24 protein-coding genes and 1 pseudogene are annotated in these 25,903 nt (G+C 72.5%); 15 read left to right on the forward strand and 10 right to left on the reverse strand.

Annotation, left to right across the window (positions count from 1 at the left end):
* The first annotated feature begins 5 nt into the window (after positions 1-5).
* Positions 6-128, forward strand: a complete 123-nt coding sequence (locus GXP74_RS41735) for a hypothetical protein (RefSeq protein ID WP_255528294.1) — start codon at positions 6-8, stop codon at positions 126-128.
* A gap of 83 nt (positions 129-211) precedes the next feature.
* On the opposite strand, the gene GXP74_RS38925 is transcribed toward GXP74_RS41735, so the two are convergent.
* On the reverse strand, positions 212-1,375 hold the full coding sequence (locus tag GXP74_RS38925; RefSeq protein ID WP_182455885.1) for a lipopolysaccharide assembly protein LapB: 1,164 nt from the start codon (positions 1,373-1,375) through the stop codon (positions 212-214).
* Between the two features lie 107 nt (positions 1,376-1,482).
* On the opposite strand from GXP74_RS38925, the gene GXP74_RS38930 reads away from it, so the two are divergent.
* Positions 1,483-3,300, forward strand: a complete 1,818-nt coding sequence (locus GXP74_RS38930; RefSeq protein WP_182455886.1) for an NHL domain-containing thioredoxin family protein — start codon at positions 1,483-1,485, stop codon at positions 3,298-3,300.
* 59 nt (positions 3,301-3,359) lie between these two features.
* Here the strand turns inward: GXP74_RS38930 and GXP74_RS38935 are convergent, their stop codons facing one another.
* Positions 3,360-4,673, reverse strand: coding sequence for a M18 family aminopeptidase (locus GXP74_RS38935; protein ID WP_225448498.1), 1,314 nt, complete (start codon positions 4,671-4,673; stop codon positions 3,360-3,362).
* A 224-nt stretch (positions 4,674-4,897) separates the two neighbouring features.
* Positions 4,898-6,727: an acyl-CoA dehydrogenase gene (locus GXP74_RS38940; RefSeq protein WP_182455887.1), complete on the reverse strand. Its 1,830-nt coding sequence runs from the start codon at positions 6,725-6,727 to the stop codon at positions 4,898-4,900.
* A gap of 158 nt (positions 6,728-6,885) precedes the next feature.
* On the opposite strand from GXP74_RS38940, the gene GXP74_RS38945 reads away from it, so the two are divergent.
* The 3 genes from GXP74_RS38945 to GXP74_RS38955 all read left to right on the forward strand — a co-directional run bounded on the left by GXP74_RS38945 (position 6,886) and on the right by GXP74_RS38955 (position 9,416).
* Positions 6,886-7,395 carry an SseB family protein gene (locus GXP74_RS38945; RefSeq protein ID WP_182455888.1) on the forward strand — a complete coding sequence of 170 codons (510 nt, stop codon included), beginning with the start codon at positions 6,886-6,888 and terminating at the stop codon, positions 7,393-7,395.
* A 146-nt stretch (positions 7,396-7,541) separates the two neighbouring features.
* Positions 7,542-8,501: a pirin family protein gene (locus GXP74_RS38950; protein WP_182455889.1), complete on the forward strand. Its 960-nt coding sequence runs from the start codon at positions 7,542-7,544 to the stop codon at positions 8,499-8,501.
* A 153-nt stretch (positions 8,502-8,654) separates the two neighbouring features.
* Positions 8,655-9,416, forward strand: a complete 762-nt coding sequence (locus GXP74_RS38955) for a hypothetical protein (RefSeq protein ID WP_182455890.1) — start codon at positions 8,655-8,657, stop codon at positions 9,414-9,416.
* A gap of 65 nt (positions 9,417-9,481) precedes the next feature.
* On the opposite strand, the gene GXP74_RS38960 is transcribed toward GXP74_RS38955, so the two are convergent.
* Positions 9,482-10,300: a protein phosphatase 2C domain-containing protein gene (locus tag GXP74_RS38960; RefSeq protein ID WP_182455891.1), complete on the reverse strand. Its 819-nt coding sequence runs from the start codon at positions 10,298-10,300 to the stop codon at positions 9,482-9,484.
* A 120-nt stretch (positions 10,301-10,420) separates the two neighbouring features.
* Entirely contained in the window at positions 10,421-11,071 is a 651-nt protein-coding gene (locus GXP74_RS38965) for an NAD(P)-dependent oxidoreductase (RefSeq protein WP_182455892.1), read from the reverse strand.
* Between the two features lie 97 nt (positions 11,072-11,168).
* Here GXP74_RS38965 and GXP74_RS38970 point away from each other — a divergent pair, with 97 nt between their 5' ends.
* Positions 11,169-11,771 carry a TetR/AcrR family transcriptional regulator gene (locus GXP74_RS38970; RefSeq protein ID WP_182455893.1) on the forward strand — a complete coding sequence of 201 codons (603 nt, stop codon included), beginning with the start codon at positions 11,169-11,171 and terminating at the stop codon, positions 11,769-11,771.
* Between the two features lie 64 nt (positions 11,772-11,835).
* Here the strand turns inward: GXP74_RS38970 and lysA are convergent, their stop codons facing one another.
* Together lysA and GXP74_RS38980 are read right to left on the reverse strand one after the other, a co-directional pair.
* A complete protein-coding gene (gene lysA / locus GXP74_RS38975; protein WP_370468516.1) occupies positions 11,836-13,224 on the reverse strand; it encodes a diaminopimelate decarboxylase in 1,389 nt (462 codons plus the stop codon).
* A 159-nt stretch (positions 13,225-13,383) separates the two neighbouring features.
* Positions 13,384-13,773 carry an SAV_915 family protein gene (locus GXP74_RS38980; RefSeq protein ID WP_182455894.1) on the reverse strand — a complete coding sequence of 130 codons (390 nt, stop codon included), beginning with the start codon at positions 13,771-13,773 and terminating at the stop codon, positions 13,384-13,386.
* A gap of 317 nt (positions 13,774-14,090) precedes the next feature.
* Between GXP74_RS38980 and GXP74_RS38985 the strand changes: the two genes are divergently transcribed.
* On the forward strand, positions 14,091-14,792 hold the full coding sequence (locus GXP74_RS38985) for a hypothetical protein (protein ID WP_182455895.1): 702 nt from the start codon (positions 14,091-14,093) through the stop codon (positions 14,790-14,792).
* A gap of 325 nt (positions 14,793-15,117) precedes the next feature.
* Here the strand turns inward: GXP74_RS38985 and GXP74_RS38990 are convergent, their stop codons facing one another.
* Positions 15,118-16,320: an HTTM domain-containing protein gene (locus tag GXP74_RS38990; RefSeq protein WP_182455896.1), complete on the reverse strand. Its 1,203-nt coding sequence runs from the start codon at positions 16,318-16,320 to the stop codon at positions 15,118-15,120.
* Positions 16,317-17,084 (reverse strand): DUF5819 family protein, encoded by a 768-nt coding sequence (locus GXP74_RS38995; protein WP_182455897.1) that lies wholly within the window; start codon positions 17,082-17,084, stop codon positions 16,317-16,319. Before GXP74_RS38995 ends, GXP74_RS38990 begins: the two co-directional genes overlap by 4 nt.
* Before the next feature lie 184 nt (positions 17,085-17,268).
* Here GXP74_RS38995 and GXP74_RS39000 point away from each other — a divergent pair, with 184 nt between their 5' ends.
* From GXP74_RS39000 to GXP74_RS39025, 6 genes and pseudogenes are all read left to right on the forward strand, one after another.
* Positions 17,269-18,477, forward strand: a complete 1,209-nt coding sequence (locus tag GXP74_RS39000; RefSeq protein WP_182455898.1) for an acyl-CoA dehydrogenase family protein — start codon at positions 17,269-17,271, stop codon at positions 18,475-18,477.
* Between the two features lie 39 nt (positions 18,478-18,516).
* The gene (locus GXP74_RS42400; RefSeq protein ID WP_182455899.1) at positions 18,517-19,110 is read left to right on the forward strand and encodes a molybdenum cofactor guanylyltransferase; all 594 of its coding nucleotides are present in this window, start codon (positions 18,517-18,519) and stop codon (positions 19,108-19,110) included.
* A 123-nt stretch (positions 19,111-19,233) separates the two neighbouring features.
* Positions 19,234-19,479, forward strand: a pseudogene (locus GXP74_RS42405) (DUF6457 domain-containing protein); the annotation flags it as partial.
* On the forward strand, positions 19,476-20,948 hold the full coding sequence (locus GXP74_RS39015; RefSeq protein ID WP_182455900.1) for a molybdopterin molybdotransferase MoeA: 1,473 nt from the start codon (positions 19,476-19,478) through the stop codon (positions 20,946-20,948). The pseudogene GXP74_RS42405 and the gene GXP74_RS39015, both read left to right, overlap by 4 nt.
* The gene (locus GXP74_RS39020) at positions 20,945-22,126 is read left to right on the forward strand and encodes a TrkA family potassium uptake protein (protein WP_182455901.1); all 1,182 of its coding nucleotides are present in this window, start codon (positions 20,945-20,947) and stop codon (positions 22,124-22,126) included. Before GXP74_RS39015 ends, GXP74_RS39020 begins: the two co-directional genes overlap by 4 nt.
* Before the next feature lie 151 nt (positions 22,127-22,277).
* On the forward strand, positions 22,278-23,624 hold the full coding sequence (locus GXP74_RS39025; RefSeq protein ID WP_182455902.1) for an LCP family protein: 1,347 nt from the start codon (positions 22,278-22,280) through the stop codon (positions 23,622-23,624).
* On the opposite strand, the gene GXP74_RS39030 is transcribed toward GXP74_RS39025, so the two are convergent.
* A complete protein-coding gene (locus tag GXP74_RS39030) occupies positions 23,578-24,003 on the reverse strand; it encodes a recombinase family protein (protein ID WP_182455903.1) in 426 nt (141 codons plus the stop codon). The genes GXP74_RS39025 and GXP74_RS39030 overlap by 47 nt on opposite strands.
* Positions 24,004-24,276: 273 nt before the next feature.
* Here GXP74_RS39030 and GXP74_RS39035 point away from each other — a divergent pair, with 273 nt between their 5' ends.
* Complete coding sequence (locus GXP74_RS39035; protein WP_182455904.1) at positions 24,277-25,155, forward strand: helix-turn-helix transcriptional regulator; 879 nt, start codon at positions 24,277-24,279, stop codon at positions 25,153-25,155.
* A complete protein-coding gene (locus GXP74_RS39040) occupies positions 25,152-25,358 on the forward strand; it encodes a DUF397 domain-containing protein (protein ID WP_182455905.1) in 207 nt (68 codons plus the stop codon). Before GXP74_RS39035 ends, GXP74_RS39040 begins: the two co-directional genes overlap by 4 nt.
* Positions 25,359-25,903: the final 545 nt, after the last annotated feature.

Consider the following 25,903-nt stretch of genomic DNA (forward strand, 5'->3'; position numbering starts at 1 on the left):
CGGGTATGGCTTCACGTGCACGGGTGCGCGCCCCCCAGCTTGTCGGCGCAGGTGGTTGGCTCAATACGGGTGGCAGGGAACTGACGCTGGGCGAGTCGCGCGGCAAGATCGTGCTGCTGGACTTCTGAGTTTTCTGCTGTCCGAGACCGGTCGCATCAGCACCAATCGTGCGCTGTTTCCACCACGTCGGCTAGGTTGCCTGTTCGAAATCTCAGTCGCCGACCACGGCCGAGACCGAGGACAGAACTCCGGCGACGAAGGCGATGCGCGCATTGTCGGGGCCTTGGCTCCTGGCAAGGCGAAGCGCCTTCTGGGCCTGCTCGCTGCGTCCGGCGCGCATGAGGGCCACAGCCAGGGTGCAGTAGGCCATGGAACGCCGAAGGGGCGCGCTCCCGACCCGGGCGGCAGCCCTGGCCTCATCCACGGCCAGCTCCGCATCGCCCGTGACCAGGTAGTACAGGCTTCGCAGATCACTGCCCGAGGTCACCTGAGCGGGCGCGTCACGCATTTCTCGGCACAATTCGAGGAACCGCTCGCGATCGCATGGCTCAGCTGACGTGGCCTCCATCGCATACGCAAGCGCCCGCGCAAGGGTCTGCTGGGCACCCGCACGTTCCACCGCAGAGACCCCTGGCGCCTTCGCCACGCTCTCCGCGACCCTCACAGCCTCGCGGTAGCGGCCTTCGCCCAAGAGCACTGGCAGTTCGGCCTTCCTGCCCTCGGCGGAATCGCGCCACTCCGGGTCTGAGCAGTCCTCGATCAACCGCCGCGCCTCCGTGACACTTCGCTGGAGAGCAGCCAACACCTGCAAGCCCTGATCCCCTCCACGGTTCCGGGAGCCGACGGAGCGGCCGCCCGCCGCGGCACTCGGGATGCTGCGAAACCCGCCCAGCCGAACCAGTGCCGTCCCGAGGCAAACAATGCCTGCCGCCACCCCGAAGGGCCCCGGAGCGAACAGCAGCCCCCAGCCCGTCAGCCCTTGAACAGTCAGCGTGATCAGCACGAGAGCCACGAGGCGCGCCTTCGTCGTTCCCGCAGGCTGCACGGCCACCCGAGTCCTGAGCACAGGGACGGGAATTCGACGGACCATGAGGATCCGGCTGCTGCTGAGGGAGGTGTGGAGCGCAGGCCCCAATCCCCATGAGATGAGCTTGGCCTCCACCCCGAAGCGACGCCCGAGCATAAGAACGATCAGCGACCACATCATGACCGGCAGGGCTGCGCCCAGATAGGCGCCACCGAGCGAAGCGCCGATCCGCTCTGGAGTGACCGGCGCACCGAACAGCGCGAACTCGTATCCACCCAGGACAATCAGCCCTGAAAGCACGCGAATGACGGCCGTGGTGCCAGTTGAGGACGATCTTCGATCAGCCATGGCGGAGATGTTCCCAGAAGCGCACCGGACGAGGGACACCGGGGCGTGCCCTCCAGAGGAGAGCAATGCCGGAATACGTCCACAGCCCGATGCGGTTGGATGCAGGTATGGCAACACGTGCACGCGTTCGCGCCCCCGAACTAGTCGGCAAGGGCGGATGGATCAACACCGGTGGCAAGGACCTCACCCTCGCGGACTTGCGAGGTAAGTGCGTCATCGTGGACTTCTGGACCTTCTGCTGCATCAACTGCCTGCATGTCCTGGACGAGCTGCGGGAGTTGGAGGAGAAGCACCGGGACACGCTGGTGATCGTCGGGGTGCACTCGCCGAAGTTCGTGCACGAGGCCGAGCACCAGGCCGTGGTGGACGCCGTCGACCGGTACGACGTGCGGCACCCGGTGCTGGACGATCCGCAGCTGGCCACCTGGAAGCAGTACGCCGTGCGGGCCTGGCCGACGCTGGTGGTGATCGACCCCGAGGGGTACGTGGTCGCGCAGCACGCCGGGGAGGGGCACGCGCACGCCATCGCCGCGCTGGTCGCGGAGCTGGAGGCGGAGCATGCCGCCAAGGGGACGCTGCGCCGGGGCGACAGCCCGTACGTCGCGCCGGTCGCCGAACCGGGGGTGCTGCGGTTCCCCGGGAAGGCGCTGCGACTGCCCTCCGGCGGCTACCTGGTGGCCGACTCCGGGCACCACTCGCTGGTCGAGCTCGCCGAGGACGGCGAGACGCCGCTGCGGCGGATCGGCAGCGGCGAGCGCGGCTTCGCCGACGGCCCCGCCGGGCAGGCCGCGTTCAGCGAGCCGCAGGGCCTGGCGCTGCTGCCGGACGGCGGGATCGTGGTCGCCGACACCGTCAACCACGCGCTGCGCCGGGTCGACCCGGCTACCGGCGAGGTGACCACCCTGGCCGGGACCGGACGCCAGTGGTGGCAGAACTCGCCCACCTCAGGGCCCGGGCCCGAGGTGGACCTCTCCTCACCCTGGGACGTCGCCTGGTTCGACGACCGGGTCTGGGTGGCCATGGCCGGGACCCACCAGCTGTGGACCTACGACCCGCGGACCGGGACGGTCGCCGTCGCGGCGGGCACCACCAACGAGGGCCTGGTCGACGGGCCCGCCGCCGAGGCGTGGTTCGCCCAGCCGTCCGGCCTGGCGGCCACCCCGGAGCGGCTGTGGGTGGCCGACTCCGAGACCTCCGCGCTGCGCCATGTTTCACGTGAAACGGACGGCTCGTACACGGTCCGCACCGCCGTCGGCACCGGACTGTTCGACTTCGGCCACCGCGACGGCGAGGCCGCGCAGGCGCTGTTGCAGCACCCGCTCGGGGTGACCGCGCTCCCGGACGGCTCGGTCGCCGTCGCCGACACCTACAACCACGCGCTGCGCCGGTTCGACCCGGCCACCGGCGAGGTCAGCACGCTGGCCACCGACCTGCGCGAGCCCAGTGGCGCGCTGGTGGTGGACGGCGACATCGTGGTGGTCGAGTCGGCCCGGCACCGGCTCACCCGGCTGCGCCTCCCGGAGGAGGCACTGTCCGTCGCCGCGACCGCGCACCGCACCCAGCGTCCGGCCACCGAGGTCGCCCCCGGTGAGCTGCGGCTGGACGTGATCTTCACGCCCCCGGCCGGGCAGAAGCTGGACGAGTCGTACGGGCCCGCCACCCGGCTGCTGGTCAGCGCGACCCCGCCGGAACTGCTGCTGGACGGCGCGGGCGCGGACACCGCGCTGGGCCGTTCACTGCTGCTGAACGAGTCGGTCGCCGAGGGGGTGCTGCACATCAGCGCGATGGCGGCCTCCTGCGACGACGACCCGGCCATCGAGTTCCCCACCTGCCACGTGCACCAGCAGGACTGGGGCGTCCCGGTCCGGCTGGTGCCGGGCGCGGCTGCCCGGCTGCCGCTGGTACTGGCGGGCATGGACGAGTAGACCGCTGGGGCCGTGCCCACCGCGCCACCGGGCGACGGGCACGGCCCCAGCGGGGCGGGTCAGGCCTCCAGGAACGCCTTCAGCGCGGACGCCAGCAGGAACGGGTCATCCGCCCCGCACAGCTCCCGCGAGGAGTGCATCGACAGCGCGGCGATGCCGCAGTCGATGGTGGAGATGCCCAGCCGGGCGGCGGTGATCGGACCGATCGTGGTGCCGCAGGCCACCGAGTTGTTGGAGACGAAGGTCTGCCAGGGCACCCCGGCCCGCTCGCAGGCCGCCGCGAAGAGCGCGCGCCCGGTGCCGTTGGTGGCGTACCGGTTGTTGACGTTCACCTTGAGGATCGGGCCGCCGTTGGGCAGCGGGTGGTGACCCGGGTCGTGCCGCTCGCTGTAGTTGGGGTGGACCGCGTGGCCCATGTCCGAGGACAGGCAGACCGACCCGGCCAGCGCCCGCGCCCGGTCCTCGGTCGTACCGCCCCGGGAGAACACCGAGCGCTCCAGCACCGTGCCGAGCAGCGGTCCCTGCGCGCCGGTGTCGGACTCGCTGCCGGTCTCCTCGTGGTCGAAGGCGGCCAGCACCGGGATGTACGGCAGCGTCCCGCCGGAGGCGGCCCCGGCGACCGCGCCGAGGGCGACCGTGGCGGCGTGCAGCGACAGCAGGTTGTCCAGCCGGGCGGCGGCCAGCAGCTCCCGGTCCCGGCCCAGGTAGGACGGCGGCTGGATGTCGTGGGTCATCAGGTCCCAGCCGGTGACCTGGTCCGGCCGCACCCCGGCCGCCTCGGCGACGTAGCTGATCAGCGAGCCCTCGGTGACGCTGCCCAGGCCCCAGATCGGCAGCAGGTGCCGCTGCCGGTCGAGCGTCAGGCTGTCGTTGACGCTGCGGTCGAGGTGGATGGCGAGCTGCGGGACCCGCAGCAGCGGCTCGTCCAGCTGGACCAGCCGGACGCTGCCGTCCCGCAGCACCAGCCGTCCGGACAGGCCGAGGTCGCGGTCCAGCCAGGAGTTCAGCAGCGGGCCGCCGTAGATCTCCACCGCGACCTGCCGCCAGCCGGCCGAGCCGGTGTCCGGGATCGGCTTGACCCGCAGGTTGGGCGAGTCGGTGTGGACGCCGACGATCCGGAACGGGGTCTCCGGGTCCGCGCCCTCCGGGGTGTACCAGGCGATCAGCGCGCCGCCTCGGATCAGGTACCGGCCACCGGGGGTGCCCTCCCAGGCGGCGGTCTCCTCGACCTGCCGGAAGCCGGCCTTCTCCAGGCGTTCCGCGGCGGTCGCCACGGCGTGGAACGGAGACGGGCTGACTTTCAGGAACGTGATGAGGTCGTCGGTGTGGCTGCGGTCGAAGGCCACAGAGCCCACGCCGGTTGCGCTGGTCAATGCTGCTCCTGGTGAGGGTAGGGAGGCAGGTTCGGCGTGAGGCCGTCCACCGCCGAGCCTACGCCCGTGGCCGGTACGCCCACGGGCGTACGCCGCCTCCGCGGCGGCGCCCGCCCGTGGGCCGGAGACGGGGCAGGGCCCCGAGGCGTCGCCTCGGGGCCCTGCCGTCGCGGGCTGCCGGACCGGTCCCCGTGGACCGGGTCCGGCGGTGACCAGGGGTGCGGTCAGAAGGCCGCCTCGGGCAGGTCCATGATCGCGTTGTCGACGTTCTCGACCAGCAGCCGCTGGCTGTGGACCAGCGGCAGGATGGTCCGGGTGAAGAAGCGGGCAGCGGCGATCTTGCCCTGGTAGAAGGCCACGTCCTTGTCGGAGGCCCCGGCGGCCAGCTTGGCCTGGGCGACCGACGCCTGGCGCAGCAGCAGCCAGCCGAGCACCACGTCGCCGGAGGCGAGCAGCAGCCGGGTGGTGTTCTGGCCGACCAGGTACATGTTGCGGGTGTCCTGCTCGACCGAGCCCAGCTGGGCCAGCATCGCGCCGACGATGGCCTCCAGGTCACCGGCGGCAGCGGCCAGCGAGTCCCGCTCCACGGCGAGGCCGTCGCCGCCGAGGCCGCCCGCGACGGCCTTCTGGATCTGCTCGGAGAGCGCGGTCAGCGCCTGCCCCTGGTCCTTGACGATCTTCCGGAAGAAGAAGTCCTGGCCCTGGATGGCGGTGGTGCCCTCGTACAGGGTGTCGATCTTGGCGTCCCGGATGTACTGCTCGATCGGGTACTCCTGAAGGTAGCCGGAGCCGCCGAAGGTCTGCAGCGACTGGGCCAGCTGCTCGTAGGACTTCTCCGAGCCGTAGCCCTTGACGATGGGCAGCAGCAGGTCGTTCAGCCGCTCGGCCGCGTCGGCGGACTCGCCGCGCGCCTTGAGCAGGACGATCTCGTCCTGGACGGACGCGGTGTAGAGCACCAGCGCGCGCATGCCCTCGGCGTAGGCCTTCTGGGTGAGCAGCGAGCGGCGGACGTCCGGGTGGTGGGTGATGGTGACCCGGGGCGCGGTCTTGTCCAGGAACTCGGCCAGGTCCGGGCCCTGCACCCGCTCCTTGGCGTACTCCAGCGCGTTCAGGTAGCCGGTGGAGAGGGTGGCGATGGCCTTGGTTCCCACCATCATCCGGGCGAACTCGATGATCCGGAACATCTGCCGGATGCCGTCGTGCTTCTCGCCGAGCAGCCAGCCCCGGGCCGGGTGCCGGTCACCGAAGGTGAGCTCGCAGGTGTTGGAGGCCTTGAGGCCCATCTTGTGCTCGACGTTGGTGGCGTAGACGCCGTTGCGCTCGCCGAGCTCGCCGGTCGCCCAGTCGAAGTCGTACTTGGGCACGATGAACAGCGACAGGCCCTTGGTGCCCGGGCCGTGGCCCTCGGGGCGGGCCAGCACCAGGTGGATGATGTTCTCGGACAGGTCGTGCTCGCCCGAGGTGATGAAGCGCTTGACGCCCTCGATGTGCCAGCTGCCGTCCTCCTGGCGGACGGCCTTGGCGCGGCCCGCGCCGACGTCCGAACCGGCGTCGGGCTCGGTCAGCACCATGGTGGAACCCCAGCCGTGGTCCGCCATCAGCTTGGCGACCTGGTGCTGCTCCTCGGTGCCCTCCTCGGCGATGACGCCGGCGAAGGCCGCGCCGGAGGAGTACATCCACAGGGCGGGGTTGGCCCCGAGCACCATCTCGGCGTAGGACCAGATCAGGCTGTTGGGGGTGGGCGTGCCGCCGATCGACTCGGGGATGCCCAGCCGCCACCACTCGGCGTCCATGTACGCCTGGTAGCTCTTCTTGAAGCTCTCCGGCAGCGGCGCGGTGTTGGTCTCCGGGTCGAACACCGGGGGGTTGCGGTCGGCGTCGACGAAGGACTCGGCGAGTTCGTTCTCGGCAAGGCGGGATATCTCGGCGAGGATGCTCTTCGCCGTGTCGACGTCCATGTCGGCGAACGGTCCGCTGCCATAGACCTCGTCACGCCCGAACACCTCGAAGAGGTTGAACTCCAGGTCGCGGAGGTTCGACTTGTAGTGACCCATTACCTGCTCCGGTGATCGCAACGGCTAGGTGCCGGGTTCATTACGGACGCCGTGGCGCCATCGATCCCAGCGATGTGTCCCATGATGCTACCCATTGGTAACTTATTTCAAGCCCACCGGGCCGTCCGGACGACGCCGGACTCGCTAGCCTTGGCACCGTGTACGGCTACGAGCAGACGACGAGCGGCACCGGACCGGGCTACCAGAGCGGCCCCTACCAGCAGCAACAGCAGCCGATGGGGCAGCCCGGCATGGGCGGGCCCGACGTCGGCGGCTACGGGCAGCAGCCACCGCTGTACCCGGAACCCTCGCCGCCCTCACTGTCGGACGCGATCCGCGCGTTCACCACCGGGTCGCTGCCGGTCGAGGACTTCCAGGCGATCTTCATCACCTCCAAGGTCTACTGTCCGCGCGGCGAGCGCCCGGGCTTCCTGGCCCTGCACAACACCCCGCAGCCGGTGATCCCGATGTTCAGCTCGCTGAAGGAGCTGCGGCGCTACGCGGGCAAGGACTCCAAGCACTTCACCGTGACCGGCGCCGAGGTGCTGGACCTGCTGCCGACCGGCTACGGCTTCGCCATGGACATGGAGGGCGAGCACCGGATGGTGTTCGACGCCAAGGCCGTGGAGCAGATGGTCGACTTCACCATGCGGCGGATGTACGGCTGAGCCGCCGCCCGCCCGGCCCCCGACGGGGCGGCCCCGGCGGACGCATGAATCGATAGTTGAAACTTCAACTTGCATTAGGTTGATACTTCAACTACCTTGGGACCTGTCGGTACCCCACCGGCCCTGGCGTTCCCTAGGAGGTTGACATGCCCGCAGTGACCGTCGAGAACCCGTTGGTCCTGCCGCGGGTGGAGACCCCGGACCCGACCACCACCGTGCCCCGCCCCGTCGTCCAGGTCGCCACCGCGCCCGAGGGCTACGAGGGCGAGGGCTTCCCCGTCCGCCGCGCGTTCGCGCGGGTGCACACCTCGCTGCTGGACCCCTTCATCATGATGGACCAGATGGGTGAGGTGGAGTACGCCGCGGGCGAGCCCAAGGGCACCCCGTGGCACCCGCACCGCGGCTTCGAGACCGTGACCTACCTGATCGACGGCAAGTTCATCCACCGCGACTCGACCGGCGGCGGCGGCGCGCTCGGCGACGGCGACACCCAGTGGATGACGGCCGGCTCGGGGATCCTGCACATCGAGACCCCGCCCGAGGACCTGGTGATCTCCGGCGGCCTCTTCCACGGGCTCCAGCTCTGGGTCAACCTGCCCGCCTCGGACAAGCTGATCCGGCCGAAGTACCAGGACATCTCCGGGAGCAACGTCAAGCTGCTGGCCAGCCCCGACGGCGGCACCCTGCTGCGGCTGATCGCGGGTTCGATCGGCGGCGTCCAGGGCCCCGGGACCACGCACACCCCGATCACCATGATCCACGCCACGCTCAACCCGGGGGCGTCGGTCACCCTGCCCTGGCGCAGCGACTTCAACGCCCTGGTGTACGCCCTCAACGGGCGCGGCACGGCGGGCGCGGAGAAGCGGCCGTTCGGCATGGGCAAGGCCGTGGTCTTCGGCGAGGGCGACAGCATCACCATCGCGGCCGACCCCACCCAGGAGTCACGCTCGCCCAACCTGGACGTGGTCATCCTCGGCGGCCTGCCGATCCGCGAGCCGGTGGCCCACTACGGACCGTTCGTGATGAACAGCCACCGCGAACTCCAGCAGGCCATGGAGGATTTCCAGTCCGGGAAATTCGGGCAAATCCCTGCAGAACACAGCTGAGTTGCCCGGGAATCCATGAATAGCGTAGGCCCCCGATGTGACGTGTCAGTGCGGTGTCGTACTGTCCTGACCGTTGGCGCGTGAGCGCGGAAGCAGAGGGCTTCCCGATCCGCTCCGCGTCCGTGCTCCGGCACGCACATCAGGGGGCTTTACGTGAAACTCCGCAACACTTTCGGCACCGTCCTGGCCGCTGCCGCCGGCGTCATCGGTATGGCCGCCGCGCCCGCCATGGCTGCCGCGCCCGCCACGACGCACTCGGCGGCCACCGTCGTGAAGAAGACCCCGGCGCTGTCCCTCAGCTTCAACTCCACCTGGCTGGGATACGGGCAGTGGATCGAGGGCACCGTGCACCTCGGCCCCACCGCCACCAACCGCACCGTCACCGTCCACGCCGAGAACTGGCAGAACCACGCGACCTTCGTCGCCGCCACCGGCACGGTCAACAGCGCGGGCAACTTCAGCTTCAAGTACTGGGCGTCGCAGAGCCGCACCTGGTGGGCCTCCTTCGGCGGCGACGCCAAGGACAACGCGGTGAACACCCAGGGCGCCGCGGTGCGTGTCGCCTCGGTGACCCAGGAGGGGCTGGTCAACGCCTACTCGCACATCAGCTGGGGCGGCCACACGGTCGAGCTCTACCACGGCTCCAGCGGCGCGCAGATGGGCGTCAAGGTCACCCCGAACAAGCCGGGTGAGGACATCTACGTCACCGCCTACGGCTACTACCAGGGCCAGTGGCAGCTCATGGACAACGCGCAGGCCGAACCGCTCGACTCGTCCAGCGCGGCCGGGATGTACTTCAACACCGCCCACCGCTGGCCGGAGGGCATGGTGGTCCGCCTGGTCACCTCTTACAAGGGCGACACCGCCAACGTCGGCAGCACCGCCGCGCCGGTGTACTTCGAGCTGACGAAGTAGTCCGCCGTCCGGCTGGGGCGTTGGTTGCCGTGGTGCACACCGGTCACCCGACGCCCCAGTCGCCGCTACAGCCGCGCGTAGAGCACCGTGGCGTCGTCGCGGGCCTTGCCCCGCGGCCAGCGGGCGCAGGCCACGTCGGTGGCCTCCACCTCGCGGACCCGGCGCAGCAGTTCCGCCGGTCCGCGCTCGTCCAGCAGCTTCATCGCCTCCGGCCAGCCACCCAGGTCGAACCGCTCCACGTACCGCGACGCCCCGTCGCTGAGCAGCGCGATCGCCCGCAGCTCGGACAGCGGGACGCTGCCGGTCTCCGCGTGTTCGGCGGCCTTCGGCAGGGCCGCCGCGATCCACGGGCCGTGCTCGGTGTTCCGGGCGGCGCGCACCGCGAGGGCGTAGCGCATGTGCAGGGTCGTCCGCTCGGGACTGCCCGGGGTCGTCGCGTGGACCTCCCGGCGCAGCAGCTCGCCCGCCGGGAAGGGCTGGTTGTCGCCGATCACGGCGATGCTGCCGAAGCGGTCCAGCACCAGCAGTGAGTCGCCGAGGACCAGGTGCTGCAGGGCCGCCCCGCGCCGCCGCACCGCCACCACCATCGCGGCCGGTGTGTTCGGGTGGGCCAGGTCGCAGCGGGCCCCGTGCAGCGACGCGGTCTCGGCGATGGCGTCGCTGAGGCACTGGGCCATCGTCCGGTCCGGCCGGTCGACCAGCCGGGCCAGCAGATGCCCGCCGAGGCGGCGCACGTACCAGGCCGTGCCGTGTTCGCAGCCGGACTCCATCGCCGCGGGTGAGCTTGAACCGTCGAGGAGTACCAGGGCCTCCGGCGTGGCGACCGCGAAGTCCTCACTGACCCGGTCCGGGCGCTGCGCCTCCCCCGCCATTTCGATGCGCATGAAGGCAAGTGTGCGGTGCCGGACCGGAAGGAGACAGAGGTTTGCCCGGGTGTCCCTCAAAAGAGGGGTGCGGTCCGGGACAATGCCGCCCGCACGCCCCACCAGTGGCCTGACGCCTCGTCAGTAGGCGATTCCCAGCGGCTGCTTGTAGGTCTCCGGGGCGTCCAGCGCGGCCAGCATGGCGTGCGCGGCGTCGGCCCGGGAGATCGTCCGGCCGTTGGCCACCGGGCCGCCGACGGCGGTGCGGTAGTGGCCGGTGAGCGGCCCGTCGGTGAGCCTGGGCGGGCGCAGCGCGGTCCAGGCGGTGCCGCCGGCGTGCAGCAGCTGCTCCATCCGGGCCAGGTCCGCGTAGACGTCCTTGAGGATCGCCCGCAGCAGCGGGTAGGCCACCGCGCGCTGGAGCAGGCCGTCGTCGGGCGAGACCGGGCCCACCGGCGCCGCGCTGACCACCACGATCCGGCCGACCCCGGTCGCGGCCATGGCGTCCAGGATCGCGCCCGTACCGGCCGTGGCGATGCCGACCTGCTTGCGCCCGGTCGGGCCCAGCGCCGAGAGCACGGCGTCGCGTCCGGCGACCACCGGGGGCAGTACCCCCGGGGCGGCCAGGTCGGGTACGACGACCACCCGCAGCCCCGCCCGGTCCGCGTCCGCGCCCGGATCGAAGCGGGAGGCGTCGCGGACGACGGCGGTGACGGTGTGGCCCGCGGCCAGGGCCTGCCGGACGAGCCGGCCGCCGATGCCGCCGGTGGCGCCGAAAACGGTGAGATCCATGACTGCTCCCAAGGGGGGGTGAGTGTTCACTCACCTACTAGAGTGAGCATTCACTCACCCCTTCGTCAAGCCTCGTCCCCCAGCGATCGGAGCCGCCGTGACGCAGCCCTCCACCCGTGACCGGATCCTCGACTCGGCCGAGCAGCTGATGCGCACCATCGGACTGGCCCGGGCCACCACCAAGCAGATCGCCCGGGCGGCCGAATGCTCCGAGGCGGCCCTGTACAAGTACTTCCGCAGCAAGGAGGAGATCTTCGTGGTCCTGCTGCGGGAGCGGATGCCCTCGCTGCTGCCGCTGCTGGCCGAACTCACCCAGCGCCCGGACGACCGCACACCGGAGCAGGCGCTGGGCGAGATCGCGCGCCGGGCGACGCTGTTCTACGAGGCCAACATGCCGATCGCGGCCTCGCTGTTCGCCGAGCCCGCGCTGCTGCAACGGCACCGCGAGGGCCTGGCCCCGCTCGGCGCGGGACCGCGCCAGCCGCTGCTCTCGCTGGCCTGCTACCTGGAGACGCTGCGCGCCGAGGGCCGGATCCGAGCGGACAGCGACCCGGAGGCCGCCGCCGCGCTGCTGCTCGGGGCCTGCTTCCAACGCGCCTTCCTGCGCCACTTCGCGGGCGAGGCCGGGGAGCCCGAACCCCCGGCCACGCTGGACGCCTTCGCGACGTCCCTCGCCCGCACCCTGCTCAGCGGCATCTGAGCAGCGATATCTGAGCAGTGGCAGCTGAGCAGTGGCAGCTGAGCAGTTCCCGGCAGCGGGCGGGTCAGCGGCCGACGTCGCGGCGGCGGAAGTCGTCCAGCGTCTCCCGGCGCAGCAGCAGCCGCGCGGCGCCGTCCACCACCGCGACCAGCGGCGGGCGGCCGAGCAGGTTGTAGCCGGACGCCATCGACAGGTGGTACGCCCCGGCGACCGGTACCGCGATCAGGTCGCCCGGCCGGACGTCGGCGGGCAGGGCCGCCTGCGGCACCAGGACGTCGCCCGCCTCGCAGTGCCGTCCGACCACGACCGCGTCGGTCAGCGGCCCCTCGGCGGCGCGGCCGATCAGCGCGGCGGTGTAGCGGGCGTCGTACAGCGCCGGGCGGGGGTTGTCGCTCATCCCGCCGTCCACCGCGACGAAGGTCCGGCCGCTCATGGTGTGCTTGACCGCGAGCACCCGGTACACGGCGACCCCGGCCGGGCCGACGATCGCCCGCCCCGGCTCCACCGCCAGCCGGGGCACCCGCAGTCCGTGCCGGGCGCACTGCTCCGCGAGCCGCGCGGTCACCCGGGTCGCGAACTCCGGCAGGTCCAGGCCCGGCTCGCCGAAGCGGTACGGGACGGCGTGGCCGCCGCCGAGGTCCAGCTCGGGCAGCTCGACGCCGTGCCGGTCGCGGATCGCCGCCAGCAGCGGCACCAGCCGGTCCACGGCGGCCAGGTACGGGGCGGTCTCGGCGATCTGCGAGCCGAGGTGGCAGTGCAGCCCGGCCAGCCGCAGCCGGGGCTGGCCCAGCACCCGGGCCACCGCGTCCTCGGCGTCGCCGGTGGCCGCCGAGAAGCCGAACTTCTGCTCCTCGACACCGGTCCGCACCGCCGCGTGGTGTCCGGCGGAGACCCCGGGGACGACCCTGACCAGCACGGCCTGCGGGCGCTCCGGCGCGGCCAGCGCCGCCAGCCGGGCGATCTCGGCGAAGGAGTCCACCACGATCCGGCCGACGCCGAGCCGAACGGCGGCGGCCAGTTCCTCCGGGCTCTTGGCGTTGCCGTGCACGACGATCCGTTCCGGCGGGAAACCGCAGGTCACCGCATGTTCCAGCTCACCGCCAGAGCAGACGTCCAGGCCCAGCCCCTCCTGTTCGACCCACTCGGCCATCGCCCCGCAGAGGAAGGCCTTCGCCGCGTACACCACGTCCGTGCCCGGCAGGGCCCGGCGGTAGGCCCGGCAGCGGTCCCTGACCTCGCCCTCGTCCAGGACGTACAGCGGGGTGGCGTACTGGACGGCCAGTTCGGTGAGGCCGACGCCGCCGACGGTGATGTCGTCGGCGGTGCGGAGCGCCCCGGCGGGCCAGGGCGAGCCCGCGGGCACGGGCTGCCCCGCCCGTGGCGGGGCGGGAGCCAGCACGGGGGCCGGGGTGGTGGCAGGGGCGGTGGTGGCGACAGCGCGCTTGGTGAGCACGGCGGTCTCCCTCTCTCGCGGGTTTCGCAGGTTCTGCAGAGATTTGCTGGATTCTGGGGACTGCTGAGGGACTCGTTGTGGTGCGACAGCGGCGCTACAGCGGTGCGGACGGGCGGTGCGGACGGGCGGCGCGGGCTCAGCGGTCGCCGTCCCGGCCGGTCACGACAGCAGTTGCAGCAGCAGGTCGGCGGCCCCGACCGCGACCGTGGCGGCGGCGGCCGCGAGCACCGGGGCGGCGACCGGCAGCGGAGCCGCGGGTAGGGCCGGGGCCGGGGTCGCGGCCGGGGTGTTCCGGACGGTCGGGGCGATCAGGTTGGGGTCCAGGATCAGGGTGGCGACGCCCAGCGGCGCGGCCAGGGCGCGGAGCGCGGGCTCGGCGAGCGGGAGCCAGTGCTGCTCCTCGCCGAGGACCGCGCGCAGGCGCTCCTCGGAGCTGAAGGCGACGGCGCAGCGGGAGCCGTCGCGGTCGCGGAACATCCGCAGCACGGAGCCGCAGGCGCCTTCCCGTACGGGAACGCAGAGCCGGTGGTGGGTATGGTCCTCGGGCACGGCCGTTCGGTCCTCTCCTACGGGCCCGAGCCAGTCCGAAGGCCGGGCCACCACTGGAAGCTATCCCCGCGCCGCACCCCGGCACCGCTTTCCTGACGTCTCATTGACCATTGCCGGGCCGGCGCTGACGTCGTCTTGACGAGGCCCCCGACCTGCCGCGAACCGTTCCGGGAATTGCCCGGCCGGACCGGCCGTCAATGCGGCGTCAAGCCGCTCCGTACACCAACCCACGGGTATTGAAAGGGTTTTGGCGGCGGGCTTAGGCTGCCGGAGCCGCCCCGTCCACTCCGGCGCGGGCCGGTCCGAGGGAGTCCGCCATGAGCGATGCCATCCCAGTCCTGCTCGTCCTCTGCCTGGCCGCCGTGTTCACCCTGGTACCGCTGCGGGGCCCGCGCAGAGCGCGGCGGCGCTGCCGGGAGACCGCCCGGGACCTGCGCGGCGACTTCCGGTTCCGGCCGATCCCGCGGGCCCGGCCGCTGCCGGAGCTGTCCTCGCTGCCGCCGTTCCACTACGGCCGGGACCGGCGGACCCTGGACCAGGTCGCGGGCGCGTTCGCCGGGCTGCCCGGCGAGGTGTTCAGCTACACCTGCCGGGAGAACGGGACCCCGCAGTGGTACCAGGTCGCGGTCCTCCGGCTGGGCCGGGCCCTGCCGCCGATCGAGGTCCAGCACGAGCCGGTGTTCACCTCCGCCCGGGTCAGGTACGCCCCCGTGGACCCGCGCCGGGACACCGGTGTGCCCGAGTTCGACTCCGGCTACCGGGCCTCGTCGCCGGACGAGCGGCTCGCCCGGACGCTGATCACCCCGGGCCTGGCCAGGACGCTGCTGGCCGCGCCCGAACCCTGCGACTGGCGGGTCGAGGGCGGGCTGCTGGTGGTCTGGCGCCGGGACGGCTGGAGCAGCGGGGCGGCGCTGGTCGGCTGCTGCCTGGCGGCGGTTCACGCGCTGGCACCGGTACTCGACCTGGACCCGGACCAGTTCGGCGCCCCGCGCTCGAACCCGGGCCCCGAGAACGGCTGATACCCAGAGAACGGCTGATGCCCCGAGAACGGCTGATGCCCCGAGGACGGCCCCGAGGGCAGCCGGGCGGGCCGGGTTTCCGGCGACGGCCGCCGGTGCGCCCCGCTCCCCACGAACCGGGCGGCACCGGCGGGCACGTACCCACCCCGGGGCCGCAACCCGGCCCCGCACCCACTGTGCCGGGCGCGCCGCACCGGCGGCAGCGCCGCTGACGGGCCCCTGACGCGGGCCCCGGCGTTCTTGACGCGCCGTTGACCAGCGCCGGGCCGTCAGCCGGTGGGCGTCTGCCGGTGCGCCTCAGCCAGTGCCCGTCAGCCGGTGCGCGTCAGCCGGTGGTCGGGAGCGGGTCCGGCACGCGGTGGACCCGTTCGGCCGCGCGCACCGCCAGCGCGCCCAGCCGCAGCAGGAAGCCGGTCGGCAGGAAGACCGCGTCGGCGGAGACCATGGCCAGCGAGAAGAACGGCAGTCCCAGGGTCACCGCTATCGCCAGGTGCTCGATCATCATCAGCACCAGCAGCACGTTCTTGATCCGCCGGTTGAAGACCAGGAACGGGAAGCCCACCTGCACCGCCACCGTGCCGTAGGTGATCAGGAAGACCGGCACCGGGTGGGCGCCCAGCGCCTGCGACAGCCCCGGCCAGGGGTCGAAGTAGGCGACGTGCAGCGGGAAGTACACCGCGCTGCCGTGCTGCCACAGCGAGCCGGTGACCTTGAACCAGCCGGCGGTCGCGTAGATCAGGCAGACCTCCACCGCGATCACCAGCATCGCGCAGTTGTGCAGCAGGTCCCCGAGGGCGTCCAGCAGGGCGCGCGGCTCGCTGTCCGGATCGCGGCGGCCGAGCCACCACCAGAGGCCGCCCAGCAGCCAGAAGCCCCAGAACACCGTGCTCCAGCTGTACATCCCGGGGGCGAGCATCCCCAGCTTGGCGATCCCGCTGAACTGCGCCCAGCCGAGCAGCAGCCCGGTCGCCGCCCACAGCCGGACGCCGGTACGACCGCCGTCCGCCCGCTCCGGGTGCCGTCGGCGGCGGCGCGCGTCCAGCGACCAGACCCGGCCGCAGCGGGTGAAGGCCAGGTAGACGGCCATCAGGTGGACGACGTTGTCGCCGCCGTCGCCGACCAGCACGCTGCGGTTCTGCACCGACAGCACGCACACCAGGAACAGCACGGACATGGTCCGGGTCCGCCAGCCCAGCAGCAGCAGTCCGCTGACCACGATGGCGGCGGTGTAGACGGTCTCGAACCACCAGCGGTCACCGGACCAGACCAGGACCGAGAAGGCGTGGTTCCGGGCCAGCATCTGCCGGGCCAGGTCGAGGCTCCAGGCGGCCCGGTCGCCGTACAGCATCCGGCGGTTGGGCCACTCGCGGAGCAGGAAGGAGCCGAAGCACAGGGCGACGCCGATCCGCAGCACGGCGGCCTGGTACGGCGCGAGCGCCCGCCCGGTGACGGCCGACCAGGCGTCCGCCACGCCGAGCGGACGGAGCACCGAGCGGAGCGGCGAACGCACCCCGCCGACCGCGCTCACCGGCCCAGCCCCTGGTAGTCGTCCGCGTTCACCGGCCACCAGGACAGCTGGTGGTAGCTGGTCGTGGCGGTCCTCGGGGCGCCGGTCCAGGCCGGTCCGGTGACCGGGCTGGACGCCGAGCGGAACTGCAGGTCGGTGACCGGGTTCCCGTTCCAGTCGCGGCCGATCCGCTGCAACGCGATCCTGGTCAGGTACTCCTGCGAGAGCGGACCGCCGTAGCCGAGCGAGGTGCCGTCGGACTGGTCGTGCCAGGAGGTGTAGTAGTCCCAGGCGCGGCGCAGCAGGTTCTGGTCGGCGTGGCTGGGCGCGGGGTTGTCGCGGATCCGGGCGAGGTCCTGGGCGGTCAGGTTGATCCAGCCGGACTGCAGGCTGTCGCCGTCCGGGCGGAGCGTGCGGACCCGGACCTCCACGGCGATGTCGAACTGTAGCGGGTTGGGCGCGAACAGCTCCCAGTTCTGCTCGAACTCGGGGTAGACGTAGGCGTCGATCTGGCTCTGGTACCGCTGCGAGAGGGTGTTGGCGGGCGCGACGGTGAGGAAGACGGCGGCGAGGTGCCAGGCGGTGGCGCAGCCGAGGACGACGGCCGCGAGCCCGAGCACCACCCGCGACACCGGCGACCACCGCCGCCCACCCGCCACAGAGCCCGGCTCCGGGTCCACGCCCGGCTCCGCTTCCGCGCCCGGCTCCGGCTCCGGCTCCGGCTCCGGCTCCGGGGGCGCGGGTATCGGCGCCGGATCGGTGGTCCCGCTGTCGTGCTCCGCCATGTGTCCCCGTTTCGCCGCGCCCCCGGGTCCGCTGCGTCCGGTGGGTCCCGAGAACGGTACTGACCCGGTCCTCCCGGTGACAGCGGAACCCCTCGGGCCCGGCCGGGACAGGGCCTCCCTTCCCATTCACTAGAACCTGTTCTAATCTGACGGTCCGTCATCTCAGCTCGTGGAAGGGGCAGCTGTGGACTTCACCCTCAGCGAGGAGCAGCAGGCCGCAGCCGAGGCCGCCCGTGCGGCCTTCGCCGACGTCGCTCCGGGCGGCGGCGTCCCCAGCCCGGCCGTCGGCGGCGACCCGATCGCCGACGACATCGACCGCGAGCTGTGGCAGCGGCTGACCAAGTCGGATCTGCCCGGGATCGCCCTCGGCGAGCGCTACGGCGGCTCCGGCCTCGACCCGGTCGCCTGGTGCCTGGTGCTGCGCGAGTCCGCCCGGGTACTGGCCCGGGTGCCGCTGCTGGAGACCGGGGCCGCCGCGCTGGCGGTGCAGCGCTACGGCAGCGAGGAGCAGCGCCGACGGCTGCTGCCGGAGGTGGTCGCCGGACGGTTGCTGCTCGGCGTCGCGCCACACGGCCGCACCGGCCACGAACCCGCCGACCTCGGCGTCCGCGCCGAACCAGCCGCCGAACCAGCCGCCGACCCGGCCGCCGCGGGCGACACCGACACCGACACCGGCGGCGGCACCGGCTGGACGCTCACCGGCACGCAGACCGCCGTGCCGTACGCCCAGGTGATGGACCGGGTGCTGGTGCCCGCCCGGTCCGCCGCCGGGACGCTGCTGCTGCTGGTGGACCCGCACACGCCCGGGGTCGAACTGCGCCGCCAGGTCTCCGCGCGCGGGGAGCTGATGGCCGAGATGCTGCTCGACGGCGTCCGGGTCGACCCCTCGGCGCAGCTGGGCGCACCCGCGCCGGACGGCGCCAACTGGGCCTACCTGCGCGGACTGCTGATCGTCGGCACCGCCGCGCTGTGCCTGGGTCTGGGCGAGCAGATCCTGCGGATCACCGCCGAGTACACCGGCGGCCGCGAGCAGTTCGGCCACCCGGTGGCGACCTTCCAGGCCGTGGCGATGCAGGCGGCCGACCGGTACATCGACCTGCGGGCGATGGAGGTCACCCTGTGGCAGGCGGCCTGGCGGATCGGCCTCGACCAGCCCGAGCTGCCCGGCCACCTGCCGCTGGCGGCCGACCTGGCCACCGCGAAGGTCTGGTCCGCCGAGGGCGTGCGCACCGTCGCCTCCACCGCGCAGCACCTGCACGGCGGCATCGGCGCGGACCTGGACTACCCGCTGCACCGCTACCACGCCTGGGCCAAGTACCTGGAGCTGTTCCTCGGCCCGGCCCCGGCGTACGAGGCGGAGGTCGGCGCGATCCTGGCCGAGCACCCGCTGTAGCGCACCCCCCGCGCACCACCCGCTGGGGATACTGGCCCCATGACGACAGCGGAGGCGTACGACGCGGTGGTGCTGGCCGGGGGCTCGGCGCGGCGGCTGGGCGGGGCGGACAAGCCGGGCCTGCCGGTCGGCGGGCTGCCGATGCTGGACCGGGTGCTGACCGGGTGCGCCCGGGCCGGGCGGACGGTGGTGGTCGGCCCGGAGCGGGCGACCGTGCGGCCGGTCCGCTGGGTGCGCGAACAGCCGCCCGGCGGCGGCCCGGTGGCCGCGATCGCCGCCGCGCTGCCGCAGATCGGCGCCGCGACGGTGCTGCTGCTCGCCGCCGACCTGCCGTTCTTCGACGCGGCGACGGCCGCCCGGCTGTGCGCGGCGGTGACGCCGGAGGTCGCCGCCGCCGTCCTGGTCGACGCGGACGGACGCGAGCAGCCGCTCGCCGCCGCCTACCGCACCGACGCCCTGCGCGCCGCGCTGGACCAGCTGCCCGAGCCGTCCGGACTGCCGCTGCGGCGGCTGGTCGGCGGGCTGCCGACCCGTCAACTGCCGGACCGGGAGGGCGCCGCCACCGACTGCGACACCTGGGACGCCCTGGACCACGCCCGCGCCCGGGCCGACCGGTCCGCGTCCGGCGGCTGACCGCACACCTCCCGCCCGGCAGCTCTCTCACACCCCTCCCGGGGCGCGGTGAACGGGTGGAATCCGAGCCGCAACGCCCCCGTACCACCGCTGGGCGCCTCCATCGGCGACGATGGGTGGATGCTGGAAGACTGGATCGCCGCCACGAAGTCCGAGCTGGGGATCGACCTGGAGGTCGACGTCCACGGCCTGCTCGACATGACCCGCGACGTCGCCCACGGGGTGGCCCGGCCGGCCGCGCCGCTGACGGCCTTCCTGGTCGGTTACGCCGCCGCCCAGGCGGGCGGCGGCGTAGCGGCCGTCGCCGAGGCGAACCGCAAGGCCGCGGCGCTGGCCAACCGCTGGGCCGAGGAGGGCCCGGAAGCATGAGCGTCGGCTCCGCGTCCGAGAGCGACCTGCTGAGCGCGTACCCGTTCCTGCTGCGCCCGGCGGCCGCCGCGCCGGACCCGGCCGCCCCCGGCCCGGGAGCCACCGGGAGTCCGCGCGACCGTCCCGGGGACCGCCCCTACGACCAGGCCGCGCCGCCCCCGGACGCCGGAACCGGCCCCGACGCCGGACCGCGGCCGGGACCGGTCCCGCCCGAGCCCTCGGCGCTGACCTGGCCGCAGGCCCGCCGCCGGGCCCAGCGGGCCGCGGGCGCACCGCTGCCCGGCGTACGGCTGCCGCTCGCCGAGGCGCTCGGCGGCGTCCTCGCCGCCCCGCTCGAAGCCCGCACCGACCTGCCCGCCTTCGACACCTCGGCGATGGACGGCTGGGCCGTGTCCGGACCGGGCCCCTGGCAGCTGACCGGCGAGCTGCTGGCCGGGCAGGGCGGCGCGCCGCTGCTGCACGACGGCACCGCCGTCCGCATCGCCACCGGCGCGCAGCTGCCGCCCGGGGCGACCGCGGTGCTGCGCCGCGAGGACGGCGGCGTCCGCCCGGGGAACAGCGGCGGCGAGCTGCTGCACGACCGCGGCGCGGTGCCGCTGGACCTGGGCCGGGACATCCGGCCGCGCGGCCAGGAGTGCCACAGCGGCGAGCCGCTGCTGCCGCCCGGCACCGCGGTCACCCCCGCCGTGCTCGGCCTCGCCGCCGCGGCGGGCTGCGACGAGCTGCCGGTGCACCGGCGGCCGACGGTCGAGCTGCTGGTCCTCGGCGACGAACTGCTGGACTCCGGGCTCCCCCGGGACGGCCGGATCCGGGACGCGCTCGGCCCGCTGCTGCCGTCCTGGCTGCGCGGGTACGGCGCGCGGATCATCGCCGTCCGCCGGGTGGGCGACGACCTGGGGCTGCTCCGGGACGCGCTGCTGCGCAGCCCCGCCGACGTGGTGGTGACCACCGGCGGCACCGCCGCCGGACCGGTCGACTTCCTGCACACCGCCCTGGCCGAGGCCGGAGCACGACTGCTGGTGGACGGCGTCCTGGTCCGCCCCGGGCACCCGATGCTGCTGGCGTGGCTCCCCGCCCAGGACACCGACGCCGCCTCCCCCGCGGACAATGCCGACACCCGTGCCGACAGCGCCGCCGCGCCGCGCCGCCGCTGGCTGATCGGCCTGCCCGGCAACCCGCTGGCCGCCGTCGCGGGCGCGGTCACCCTCGCCGAGCCGCTGCTGCGGACGCTCGCCGGGTGGCCGCAGCCGCGCCCGTACCTGGTCCGGGCCGCCGCCCCGCTGCCCGGCCACCGGACGGACACCCGGCTGCTGCCGGTGGTGCTGTCCGAGCAGGGAGCGGTACCGCTGGCGTACGACGGCCCGGCGATGCTGCGCGGGCTGGCCCTGGCCGAGGGACTGGCCGTGGTGCCGCCGGGCGGCCTGCCCGCCGGGGCCAGGGTCGAGCTGCTGGAGGTCCCCACCGGATGAGGCGACCGGCGGCAGCGGTCCGGTGGCGCCACCACCGGCCCAGCGACCACCAGCAGGCGGACGACCAGCGGCCCGACGCACCAGGCGAGCACTACCGCGCCGACCACCGCACCGCCGACCAGCGGGCGTACGACACCCAGGACGCCGAGCTGCGGCAGATCCTGCTGCCCGGCAGCAGCCGCCCGCCGCTGCGGCAGGTCCGGCGGCGGCTCATGCTGGCGCTGCTGGTGCTGGCCGCGACCGTGGCCCTGGTGTACCTCGGCCGGGACGGCTACCACGACAACGCGCACGACCGGCTGAACTTCCTCGGCGCGGTCTACTACGCCACGGTCACCCTGTCGACCACCGGCTACGGCGACATCACCCCGGTCAGCGACGGCGCGCGGCTGATCAACGTGCTGCTGGTGACGCCGCTGCGCGTGGTCTTCCTGATCATCCTGGTCGGCACCACGCTGGAGGTGCTGACCACCCGCAGCCGCCAGCTCTGGCGGATCAAGAAGTGGAGGGCCGCCTTGACCGACCCGGAACACCAGGGACGCAGCGGACACACCGTGGTCGTCGGCTACGGCACCAAGGGCCGCCACGCGGTGGAGACGCTGCTGCTCAAGGGCGTCCCCAGAGGCCGGATCGTGGTGGTCGACCCGCAGCACCGCGCGGTCCAGTCGGCCAACGAGCACGGTCTGGTGGCGGTCCTCGGCGACGCCACCCGGTCGGAGGTGCTGCGCCGGGCCGAGGCCGGACACGCCGCGCAGATCATCATCGGCGCCCAGCGCGACGACACCGCCGTGCTGATCACGCTCACCGCCCGGCAGCTGAACCCGACGGCCACCATCGTGGTCGCCGTCCGCGAGGACGAGAACGCGCCGCTGCTGCGGCAGAGCGGGGCGACCGTGGTGGTCACCAGCTCCGGCTCGGCCGGGCGGCTGCTCGGCATGTCCACCTTCAGCCCGAACGCCGGGGCGGTGCTGGAGGACCTGCTGACCGTCGGCAGCGGTCTCGACATGGTCGACCGCGAGGTCACCGGCGCCGAGGTCGGCGGGGCCCCGCAGGACTGCGGTGACCTGGTGATCGCGGTGGTCCGGGACGGCGAGCGGCTGCCGTACACCGACCCGAGGGTCGCCGCGCTACGGCTCGGCGACCGGGTGATCGCCGTCCGCCGGGTCACCGGGGCGGCCTGACCGGCCCGGCCCGGCAGCGCCCTCCCGACCCGTTCCTCCCGACCCGTTCTCGTCCGGCTCCTGTCCGGTTCCTGTCCGGCGATTTCAACAGAACTGCTACGGAACCGGCACCAGAGCGCATGAGCCCAGCTCGAACAGGCAGAATTCCAGCATGAACGGATGGCCTGAGGGCAGCACCGACGGGAGCGAGCCGAGTCGCGGCGCGCGCCCGACGCCGCACGTACAGCAGCGCGCCGGCGGCTACGGACCGCCGCCCCCCGCACAGCCACGGCCCGGGCAGCGGCAGCCCGGGCAGCCGGGGCAGCCGGGCTACGCGCAGGCGGAGCCACCGCTGCCGCCGGGCCTGTCGCCGCGCGGGGCGTCCCCGGCCTCCGGCGGCGCCGCCGCCTCGTACAGCGGCGGCGGCACCACCTACCGGGCCGGGCGCTCCGGCGGCGGCTCCGGCTCCGGCTCCGGGCCGAAGAGCGGCCGTCGGCCGAACTGGCGCCGCCGGATCACCTGGGGCGTGCTGACCCTGGTCACGCTGCTGATCGCGACCTCGATCGGCACCTACGTCTGGGCCGACAACAAGCTGAACCGCACAGTGAACCTGAGCGCGCTGCCGGACCAGCCGCCGGTCGGCAAGGGCACCAACTACCTGATCGCCGGTTCCGACAACCGCGGCAACCTCACCAAGCAGCAACAGCAGGAGCTGCACACGGGCAGCGACGACGAGGGCCAGTTCGGCAACAGCGACTCGATGATGATCCTGCACATCGGGTCCAACGGCGACACCCTGCTCAGCCTGCCGCGCGACAGCTACGTGACCATCCCGGCCTTCACCGGCACCTCCGGCACGAAGTACCCGGCCTCGCAGAACAAGCTGAACGCGGCGTTCTCCTGGGGCGGCGGCGCGCTGCTGGCGCAGACCATCGAGTACAACACCGGCATCCACATCGACCACTACGCGGAGATCGGCTTCGGCGGCTTCGTCAACCTGGTCAACGCGCTCGGCGGGGTCAAGATGTGCCTGTCCCAGCCGCTGGTGGACCAGGCCTCCGGGGCGAACTTCAAGGCGGGCTGCCAGACCTTCAACGGCGCCCAGTCGCTGGAGTTCGTCCGCGAGCGCCACCAGGCCCCGCAGCAGGACCTGAGCCGGATGGCGGACCAGCAGAAGTTCCTCTCCGCGGTCGCGCACCAGGCGGCCACGCCGACCACCGTCCTCAACCCGTTCAAGCTCTACCCGGTGCTCAGCGCGGGCATCGACACGCTGGGCGTGGACAAGAACATGAACCCCTACGACCTGGCGCAGATGTTCTGGGCGATGAAGAGCGTCTCCGGCGGCGGCGGCCACTCGCTGACCGTGCCGATCTCCAACGCCAACTACGCGACCGCCAACGCCGGCGACGCCGTCCTGTGGGACCAGTCCCAGTCCAAGACCCTCTTCAGCGAGCTCCAGAACGACCAGCCGGTCACCATCTCCAACAACGACGCCACCACCGTCGTCTCCGGCAACTGACCCCTCCGCCCCACCCCGATGCCTGCCCCCGCCCACCCAGGCAGGCATCGGCTTTCCCGTCCCACCCCACCTCGCCGACCTCGATGACCTCCGCGTCGGCCTGGCTCGCCAGCGTCCCGACCAACGCCCGCTGCAACGCCGGATGGCGAGCGAAGTGGTCCAGGGACGGCACGATCACATGCCCTGCCTCGGAACGCCGCAGGGTGTCGACCAACTCGGCAAACGTGTTGAGGCATCCGGGGGCGTAGTTGTGAAAGATCATCCCGAGGTGGTAGCCCTCGGCCTCGGCGTGCCGAACTAACAGCTGTTCGATGCGCAGAAGTTGAGCATCATCCAACTCGTCGGTCACGCGCATGTAGCCATAGATCAGCGGCTTCATGATCGAGCCTCCTCCCTGCACGCGCCTCGACGGCGCCTCACCGTGGATGGCCCCACCAGAGATCGACCGCCTCCCACCCGAAAGGTGGGCGTGTTCGCTCTACGCCAGCGATCGGTCACCGTGCGTGCCATGTTGATGCCTAGCATGCCCTTGCCTACACAACATATGCAAGCCTTGCAGATGCATAGATTGCATATGCGAATCGAGTTGTAGCCGGGCGGGGCGATCGGCCAGACTCCTCCCAACTGCCCATGTGGACGGAGGAGATGAACCGTGCCGACGAAGCGCCACACGCCTACGGTGCGTCTCCGCCGCTTGGCGGCCGAACTACGCCGCCTGCGCGCTTCCGCTGATCTGACCAGGGAAGACGTCACCGAGCGCACGGGCATCAACGCGGCGACGCTCTACCGCATCGAGACCGCGCGAGTCCGCCCCCAACAACGGACTCTCGCCAGCCTGCTGGACATCTACGAGGTCGCCCAGCCCCAGCGCGACGAGATCATCGCCCTGTCCCAGGGGGCCGACGAGCAGGTGTGGCTCCGTCCCTATCACGCCGAACTCCGCGAGCTGTACACCGCTTACATCAGTTTCGAAGCCGAGGCGCAGGCTGTCCGCAACTACGAGTCGCTGTTCATCCCCGGCTTGTTGCAGACCGAAGACTACGCACGGGCAGTGATCCGGGGAGGGCTCCCGTCTGCCAACGCCAGGCAAGTCGAACAGCGCGTCCAAGCCCGGATGGAACGGAAGACGGTACTGGCCAAGGACGCACCGCTGCAACTCTGGGCGATCATCGATGAATCCGCCCTGCGCCGTATGAGCGGCGGCCCGACAGTCATGCGCGACCAGATGAATCACCTGCTCAGCGCCATGGCCGAGCCATATCTGACCCTCCAGGTCATCCCGTTCGGCGCAGGCTCCCATCCTGGTATGCCCGGTTCCTTCGCGCTCATCAGCTTTCCCGACGCCGACGATCCGGAGATCGTCTATATCGACAGCATGGCGGGTGACATGTTCCTTGAGTCCGGGGCCGACGTGAACCGGTACGGACTGATCTTCGACACCCTCCGTGCCGTCGCCCTCAGTCCCGACGACTCGGCTTCCCTGATCGCCGAGTTGCTCAAGGACATTCAGCGAGAAGAGGAAGCACAATGAGCAAGGTCGATCTCTCAAAGGCCGTCTGGGAGAAGAGTTCGCACAGCAGCGCCGATGGCCAGTGCGTCGAGGTGGCAGCGCTCAGCGCCGCCGTGGCCGTGCGGGACAGCAAGGATCCCGACGGCCCGGCGCTGGTCTTCAGCACCAGCGAGTTCGCCGCCTTCGTGCGTGCCGTGACGCACGGCGGCCTCCAGCAGCCCTAACAGCAGTCGGTCCACGGCCCGTTCCGTTTGAACCGCCGGCATCTGCTTTGTAAGAGCAGCGCTCACCATTCCTGGGCGGCGGCACGCCACGGTCGGCCGAGTGGGGCGAACCGACACCCGGTCAGCGGGTAGCGTCGGGGTTCGACGACGCGTTACTCAGCGACGGCCACAGACTGCACAGCGTCCTGCCACTGGTCGACAACGCCAACCTCGACCCTCTCGCCGAGGCACTGCGCCAAGAGGACCTGACTCCCAGTTCGCTGATGCTGATCGGCTCCCAGGCATCCGCCCGCTACATCCTCGATCGACAGTCCGCGCTCGGCGGGGCGCCCGTCTTCTGGACCCGGGAGCAGACTGGAGAGGAGGCTGCCACCTGGCTGTCCTTCCGCCACACACTGGACTATCTGCGGAGCACCAGTCCCGGTCAGGCGCCCGGAGCCACAACCCCGAGTATCTCGATCTGGATCTCCCCTGGCTGACCCGGCGCTGCCGCCAGCTCGCCGAGGTCGGCACCGCGCCTCTGGCGCCCCACCGCACCACGACTC

The sequence above is a fragment of the Streptacidiphilus sp. P02-A3a genome, assembly GCF_014084105.1.
In the GTDB taxonomy this organism is placed as follows: Bacteria; Actinomycetota; Actinomycetes; order Streptomycetales; family Streptomycetaceae; genus Streptacidiphilus.

Bases quoted from the DNA above. Each gene is read 5' to 3' on its own strand.
- GXP74_RS41735 (WP_255528294.1), top strand. From the start codon at position 6: ATGGCTTCACGTGCACGGGTGCGCGCCCCCCAGCTTGTCGGCGCAGGT.
- GXP74_RS38925 (WP_182455885.1), bottom strand. From the start codon at position 1,375: ATGGCTGATCGAAGATCGTCCTCAACTGGCACCACGGCCGTCATTCGC.
- GXP74_RS38930 (WP_182455886.1), top strand. From the start codon at position 1,483: ATGGCAACACGTGCACGCGTTCGCGCCCCCGAACTAGTCGGCAAGGGC.
- GXP74_RS38940 (WP_182455887.1), bottom strand. From the start codon at position 6,727: ATGGGTCACTACAAGTCGAACCTCCGCGACCTGGAGTTCAACCTCTTC.
- GXP74_RS38950 (WP_182455889.1), top strand. From the start codon at position 7,542: ATGCCCGCAGTGACCGTCGAGAACCCGTTGGTCCTGCCGCGGGTGGAG.
- GXP74_RS38960 (WP_182455891.1), bottom strand. From the start codon at position 10,300: ATGCGCATCGAAATGGCGGGGGAGGCGCAGCGCCCGGACCGGGTCAGT.
- GXP74_RS38965 (WP_182455892.1), bottom strand. From the start codon at position 11,071: ATGGATCTCACCGTTTTCGGCGCCACCGGCGGCATCGGCGGCCGGCTC.
- GXP74_RS38985 (WP_182455895.1), top strand. From the start codon at position 14,091: ATGAGCGATGCCATCCCAGTCCTGCTCGTCCTCTGCCTGGCCGCCGTG.
- GXP74_RS38995 (WP_182455897.1), bottom strand. From the start codon at position 17,084: ATGGCGGAGCACGACAGCGGGACCACCGATCCGGCGCCGATACCCGCG.
- GXP74_RS42400 (WP_182455899.1), top strand. From the start codon at position 18,517: ATGACGACAGCGGAGGCGTACGACGCGGTGGTGCTGGCCGGGGGCTCG.
- GXP74_RS39015 (WP_182455900.1), top strand. From the start codon at position 19,476: ATGAGCGTCGGCTCCGCGTCCGAGAGCGACCTGCTGAGCGCGTACCCG.
- GXP74_RS39020 (WP_182455901.1), top strand. From the start codon at position 20,945: ATGAGGCGACCGGCGGCAGCGGTCCGGTGGCGCCACCACCGGCCCAGC.
- GXP74_RS39025 (WP_182455902.1), top strand. From the start codon at position 22,278: ATGAACGGATGGCCTGAGGGCAGCACCGACGGGAGCGAGCCGAGTCGC.
- GXP74_RS39030 (WP_182455903.1), bottom strand. From the start codon at position 24,003: ATGAAGCCGCTGATCTATGGCTACATGCGCGTGACCGACGAGTTGGAT.
- GXP74_RS39040 (WP_182455905.1), top strand. From the start codon at position 25,152: ATGAGCAAGGTCGATCTCTCAAAGGCCGTCTGGGAGAAGAGTTCGCAC.